The organism is Proteiniphilum sp. UBA1028, from assembly GCF_002316955.1.
GTDB lineage: Bacteria > Bacteroidota > Bacteroidia > Bacteroidales > Dysgonomonadaceae > Proteiniphilum.
Genome location: NZ_DCEN01000037.1, coordinates 4,836 through 11,741 on the forward strand (window position 1 = coordinate 4,836; position 6,906 = coordinate 11,741).

Consider the following 6,906-nt stretch of genomic DNA (forward strand, 5'->3'; position numbering starts at 1 on the left):
CGAATGGTACGGCATTCACCCATATAAGTTCCCCGCATGCTGTTTGTCTCGTTCCAGCTTATTTGCTCCTCGCGTGAAATCAGTTCATTGCAACGATAAACCGCCGCGTAATAGTTTCTCCAATCGTTTTCATACATGTTCAGGTCGGCCGGTGACTGCGATATGTCGAACCGGTCGATGGCCTGATAACCTCGCCCGTCGGCATTTCCGGTTCCTCCGAAACATTCGTAGCTCATGGTCTCAGCGCCCAGATAGAAGCCTATCTGCATGGAAGAAGAGGTCTGACGCCATCCGTCGTAACATCCGATCAAGGCACGCCAGACATCTTTCTCGTTCTTGTAGGAAGTACCGGTAGTGGATTCCGTTTTGGACTCCACATCCAGAAAGCTCTCGGCACAGGAGGTCACCCCCATCATCAGGGAAAGAAGTCCCACTGCCACTATATTGATTTTTATCTTGTTCATAGTTTTTGTATTAATGAGTTAGAAGGTAAGATTGACGCCGAAAAGAACCGTTCGCGGACGAGGATAATATCCTACATCAATGCCCGACACCCAACCATCCGTACCATAGCCTATTTCCGGATCCATGCCTTCATACTTTGTAAAGGTAAAGGCGTTTTGCACCTGCGCATAGAGACGTGCCTGACTGATGAATTCGTGCTTCACAAATCGGGAGAAGTCATATCCCAGGGTGATGTTCGTGATGCGCAGAAAGTCGCCCTCCTGAATAAAAAGATCGGAGAATTGCCAGTTGATGTTCTGTTCGGTCACACGGGGGATTCTGTTGCTTGTACCTTCACCGGTCCAGCGTTGAAGTATGGCAGTGGTATAGTTGGCATACTTGTTGGTGAAATTCCGGTAGGACTGTACGATCTGCTGACCGGCTGCACCGCTAGCCTGAAGAGAAAAGTCAAAACCTTTATATCCGAAACCAAGATTGAAACCGTATGTAAAGTCGGGCATCCCGTTACCCAGATTTACCTTGTCGTGATCGTCGATCACACCATCCCGATTCACGTCGATGTATTTCACATCGCCGGGTTTCACGTCATTCTGGAGGACACCGTTGCCGGCAGCAATCCACTCTGTGATCTCCTGCTCATTCTGGAAAAGGCCATGTATCTTGTAACCCCAGAAGTACCCGATGGGCTTGCCATTTTCCGCCCGATAGAACTCGGGTGTATTGTCATACAACTGGTTTGTCTGTCCGTGGATGATCCCGTCTTCGGTCGGTATTTCACCTACCTTGTTCCTGTTATAGGCACCGTTTATACCTATCTGATAGCTGAAATTATTATTCAGTCGATCGTTCCAGCTCAAAGCCAGTTCCACACCGCTGTTTTTCACACTCCCTCCGTTGATATAAGGAGCTCCCGCGCCCACGGTCGACAAAATTGGGGCCTGTACAAGCCAGTCTTTGGTGTTCTTCAAATAGAAATCGAGATTCACGCCGAGACGGGTACGGAACAGATAGGCGTCCAGACCGATGTTGGTCTGCTCGGATGTTTCCCAGGTTACCTTTTCGTTGGCCAGACGGTTGGGATAAGCTCCCCAGTTTGTTGCCAGCTGCTTAGCTGCTTCAGCATCGTTGTATCCCTCCGAACCAAACAGGTAATGGGTGTTGGTGTTCTTCATCGGAGCCAGATACTGGTAGTTGGCAATATTTTGGTTACCCACTTGTCCCCAACTTGCGCGTAGTTTCAGAAAATTGATCCATGCCGGGGCATCTTGCATAAATGACTCGTTGGTGAGTGTCCAGCCGGCAGAGACGGAGGGGAAGTAACCGAAACGGTTGCCTTTGGCAAAGCGGGAGGAACCATCGGCACGCAGTGTGGCATTGATCATATAGGTCTCTTTCAGGTTCCACCCCAAACGGCCGAAGTAAGAGATGCTGCGTGCATCATCGTGCGGGCTGCCTGATGCGCTCAGGCCATCGGTGCTGGAAGAGGCGGTACCGTTGTTGATATAGGCGTACTTCCAGGTGTCGAACCCCTCTTTCAGTATGCCATTGCCGGCTCCCAGATAGGTACCCTGGTAGCGATAGGCCTCCATGCCGAGCAACGCGTTGAATACATGATCGTTCACCGTCCAGTCATAGGTGGCGGTATTCGTCCAGGTCATGCCGAGCCCCTGATTCATATTCTGCGACACACCGGTACGGGTATCGTTGTAGCTGTAGATACTGAAATGATAGAGCGGTGTGAAACTACGGTACTCACTTGCATTGAAGACTGCACCAAACAGGGTACGCAATTTCAACCCTTTTACCGGTTCAATCTCGGCAAAGAGGTTCCCGTTCAATGTGGCGGCCTTGTTTTCGTTGTTGGTGTTGGTCATCATCAGACCATAGGGGTTTCCTTCTCCGTTGTACCAGTCGCTGTTGCTGGTATCGTTGTACGGTGAATCATACGGGTTGTTGTCACTGTAGACCGGCGCCAACGGCGAGACCCCGAAAGCCCCCCTCAACGTGTTGTTGTACTGGTTACCCACACTGATACCATTGTTTATCCGGTAGATGAAGCTTACCTGTTCACCCACCTTCAGGAAGTTGTTAAACAGCTTATGCTCTGAATTGATACGGAAATTGTACCGTTCGTAGTTGGAGACATCGGCCCCTCCCACAACCCCTTCCTGATTCATATAACCCAGGGAGAGGGCATAGGTAGAAGCAGCCGATCCGCCGGTCACACCCAGTACATAGCTCTCGGTGACTGCATTGTCCTTGAACATTGTTTCCACCCAGTCCGTATCATATATCTGGCCGTCTGCATCGTGAATCGACTGGAAATCGCTCCAGTTGAAAGCTGCGTTGCCACTGTTCAGTGCCTGTTCGTCCATGATGGTCATATACTGGGCTGCATTCAGCATGTCTGCCTTGCGGGCCACGTTCTGCACACCATAATAGGCATCGAAGTTCACCTGTGCCTTCCCTTCCCGGCCGCTTTTGGTGGTAATCAACACCACCCCGTTGGCAGCCTGTGCTCCGTAAATGGCTGCCGAGGCGGCATCTTTCAACACGTCGATGCTCTCGATGTCGGAGGGATTCAACGTGGATATGTCACCCCCTATTCCGTCGATCAGGTAGAGAGGGCTGTGGTTTCCGATGGTTCCCAGGCCACGTATCACCACTTTCATATCGGAGCCGGGTTGTCCGGAGGTAGAGGTGATGTTTACCCCGGGTGTTTTTCCCTGGAGTGCTTGCAAGGGGCTGTTTGTATTCATTTTGGCCAGTTCGTCACCTTTCACCTGCACGGTGGCTCCGGTAGATAATTTCTTGGCTTGCACACCATAGCCAATCACCACCAGTTCTTCAAGCACTTCGGTATCTTCCATCAGTGTTATATTGATCACATTTTCGCGTACGGTCACCTCCTGCGATATAAATCCGACATAAGAGAAGATAAGCGTCTCTCCCTGTGCTGTCTGAATAACATACCGGCCGTCGATATCGGTTACCGTCCCGTTGGTGGTTCCTTTTACAGACACCGTAACACCGACCAGTGGCTCATCGTCGGTTGCCGAGACCACCCTGCCGGAGACGCTGTTCGTCTGCAAAGGTTCTGCGTGCAGTGCCACCGGTCTCCACAGGATCAGTGACATCCCGATTAAAAAACAGTATAAATAACCACTATTTATACTTCGCTTTAGATTCATGTTTATCATACTTCCACAATTAAAAGTTTAACATTCACTGCATTAGCCATTACATCCTTCCGGTTTAACAAATCAATCAAAAAAACAATGCGTATTATACTTTTTCGAATCGCTTACCGATTCTACCTTTCTACCACAATGTCAATCGTCTCTTTCATCAATCCATCCGACTGAGCGGTCAGATGAATCACACCCCTGCTCTTCTCACTCTTCAGCACAACCAGGCATTTTCCATAAAATGTTTTCCGCTCGGATGCTTTAAAGCCTTCCTGACTGGTTGGGCTGCCATTGTCCACACCTACGATAGTACCCATTCCTGACACACCGAAACGAATCAGGTTTTCAGCATTGGGGCAAGCGATCCCCTTTTCATCCAGCACCTCCACGGTCACAAAACTCAGGTCATGCCCATCAGCTTTGACCACGCGGCGATCGGCCGTCAACCGAATCCGTGACGGCTCACCGGCAGTTTTTATTTCTTTCGCTAATACCTCTTTTCCGTTTTTCCGGGAGACCACTTTCACCGTACCGGGTTCAAAGGGCAGACGCCAATAAACGTGATGTTGCTCCCCTTCTTTTCTTTTGATGCCCTGAGAGACGTCATTCAGGTATAACTCCACCTCATCGGCGTTGTTGTAATAGGCCCACAGGTCGACGATCTCTCCCAGTTGCCAGTTCCAGTGCGGGAAAACATGCAATACCTCTTTATCGCTCCATTCCGATTGATACATGTAATATACATCTTTCGGAAAACCGGCCAGATCAACAATACCGAAATAGGAACTCCGTGCCGGGAACCAGAAAGGGGTGGGTTCGCCGAGGTAGTCGAATCCAGTCCAGACATACATTCCGCTGATATAATCGGCGTTTTTCACCTCATTCCATGCCTGCTCGTGTGCAGATCCCCAGGGAGTGTGGCAATTGTCATAGGAAGAACAAGCGTAAGAGGGATCGGTAAACGGGATATCCCAGCGCAGAGGCCAGACATACATGGAATCACTTGGCATCCGGTAATAGCCGCGGGTCATCAAAGCCGACGTGGTCTCTGTGGCAATAAATGGTTTTCCGGGGAAATTATCGGACACATTCGGGTAATCCTGTCCATGATAATTGAATCCGATCAGGTCGAGCGCTCCCGATGCAAAAAGATGATTGGCCGGATGTGTTTCGTTGTTGCCGGCTGTCACGGGTCGGGTAGGATCCAATCTCTTAACAATATTGGCCAGTTTCTCCGTCAACAGGGCATTCACACTCATCGGCTCTCCGTTTTCCCCGGCAAGTGCTGTCCCGTCGCGTTTGAGGTTCAACAGTAGATTTGCCTGTTGGATGTTGAGTGTATCGGCTTCAGCATGAGTCCACTGTTCGAGTACTTCGTTTCCGATGCTCCAGATGAACACCGAAGGGTGATTGCGGTCACGGAGAATGTGGTCGGTCAAATCGCGTTCGTGCCACTCGTTGAAATAACGGGAGTAATCGTAGGTGGTTTTTCGCTTACGCCACATGTCGAATGTTTCATTCATAACGATGAATCCCATCCGGTCACATAGCCGGAGCAGTTCCGGTGCGGGAGGATTATGTGCAGTACGAATACCATTCACACCCATCTCCTTCAGTATCTCAAGTTGCCGTTCAATGGCTCTTGTGTTGATGGCCGCACCGAGACAACCCAGGTCGTGGTGCATGCAGACTCCTTTTATTTTGGTATGTTGCCCGTTGAGAAAGAATCCCTTTTCGGCATCGAAAGTGAAGGTACGGATACCGAAAGAGGTCACATAGTGATCGGTCTGTTCATTGTCTACAAAAATCCGGGTGACCACCTCGTAGAGAGAAGGATTTTCGAGTGACCATAATACCGGCTTCGGCACAGGGATCGTCTGCTCAATCTCTTTTGAGGAGCCGGCACCCAGTCTGTCGGAAGTCAGAGTCGAAGCGACCTGTTTTCCCGAAGCATCCAGGATAGTTGTTTCGTTTATGAGATCCACCTCCCGGGGCATTTCGTTTTTTATTGTTGTCCTTACCTTCACCAGGGCTTTTTCTTCCGTGACCTCCGGCGTGGTTACATATACTCCCCACAAATCTACATATACCGGGTCGACGCTCGTCAGCCAGACATTCCTGTAAATACCGCACCCTGAATACCAGCGGGAGTTGGGTTGTTCACTGTTATCTACCCGCACTGATATCACGTTCTCCGCATCAAACTTCAGGTGGGGTGTTAAGTCATACCGAAATGATATATAGCCGTAAGGGCGGTATCCGAGATGAATACCGTTAATCCATACATCGGAGTTCATATAGACACCATCGAAGTCGACGAATATTTTTTTTCCTTCCCAGGATCGATCCAGTGAAAAGGATTTCCGGTACCAACCAACCCCTCCGGGCAGAGCTCCACCCCCACTCCCCGAGGGGTGATCCTTGCTGAAATTGCCTTCAATAGCCCAATCGTGGGGCAGCTCCAACTCTCTCCAACCGCTATCATCGAAGAACCTGTTACTGGCTTCGGGCGTATCACCAAGGAAAAAACGCCATCCACTGTTGAAACTCTCGGTTTCACGGGGGCTCCCGTCATTCTTCCGGCATGCATTGAATTCCACAAGCACAAGCAGAATGCCAAGCAACAACAATATGGTCACACTATTTTTCATTTTCCCAAAGCTATCTGTTGAGCCTGACCGGTATAGACCACTTCAATCCCCTTAGCATCGGGGTTTACTCCCTGCGGTCTGTTTTTATCCACACAGACGATATGGAAAGTGCGCTCCTGCAACATGCCATTAAATGCCCCCTGCCTCTCACCTATTTCGAGTGTTTTGGACGCCTCATCGTAATGGAAGCCGATGGTGGCATAAGCTCCCTTTTCGTAATTGTAATTCACCCCTTCGTCTTCGTAGAGCGTGAAGTTCCCATTTTTACCGGCAAAGAGATACAAGGTGATCTGTTCGGGTTTTTTCTCGTCGGTATATTGAATTTCCGGACCAAAAGGGATAATGGCTCCTTCTTTCACAAAGAGCGGTATACGGTTATAGGGAGCGTCTACCCGTTGTTTTTGTCCTCCCTCAATGAATGCTCCGGAATAGAAATCATACCAGCCGGTGGTGGAGGGAAAATAAACCTCCCGATCAGTTGCCTGGTAGGTATAGACGGGACAGACCATCAGTGAATTTCCAAACATATACTGGTCACCGATGTCATTTACTTGCTGGTCTTTACCGAAATCCATTACCAGGGCACGCATAATCGTGTAGTC

The 6,906-nt window shown here is 49.7% G+C and carries 3 protein-coding genes and 1 pseudogene; all 4 read right to left on the reverse strand.

Annotated elements, in window-relative coordinates:
• Positions 1-464, reverse strand: a pseudogene (locus B3Z75_RS05835) (RagB/SusD family nutrient uptake outer membrane protein); the annotation flags it as partial.
• An 18-nt stretch (positions 465-482) separates the two neighbouring features.
• Entirely contained in the window at positions 483-3,602 is a 3,120-nt protein-coding gene (locus B3Z75_RS05840) for a SusC/RagA family TonB-linked outer membrane protein (RefSeq protein WP_294068599.1), read from the reverse strand.
• Between the two features lie 176 nt (positions 3,603-3,778).
• Positions 3,779-6,304, reverse strand: a complete 2,526-nt coding sequence (locus B3Z75_RS05845; protein ID WP_294068601.1) for a glycoside hydrolase family 2 TIM barrel-domain containing protein — start codon at positions 6,302-6,304, stop codon at positions 3,779-3,781.
• On the reverse strand, positions 6,301-6,906 hold a 606-nt coding region (locus B3Z75_RS05850; protein WP_294068604.1), incomplete at its 5' end, for a DUF5110 domain-containing protein. The genes B3Z75_RS05845 and B3Z75_RS05850, both read right to left, overlap by 4 nt.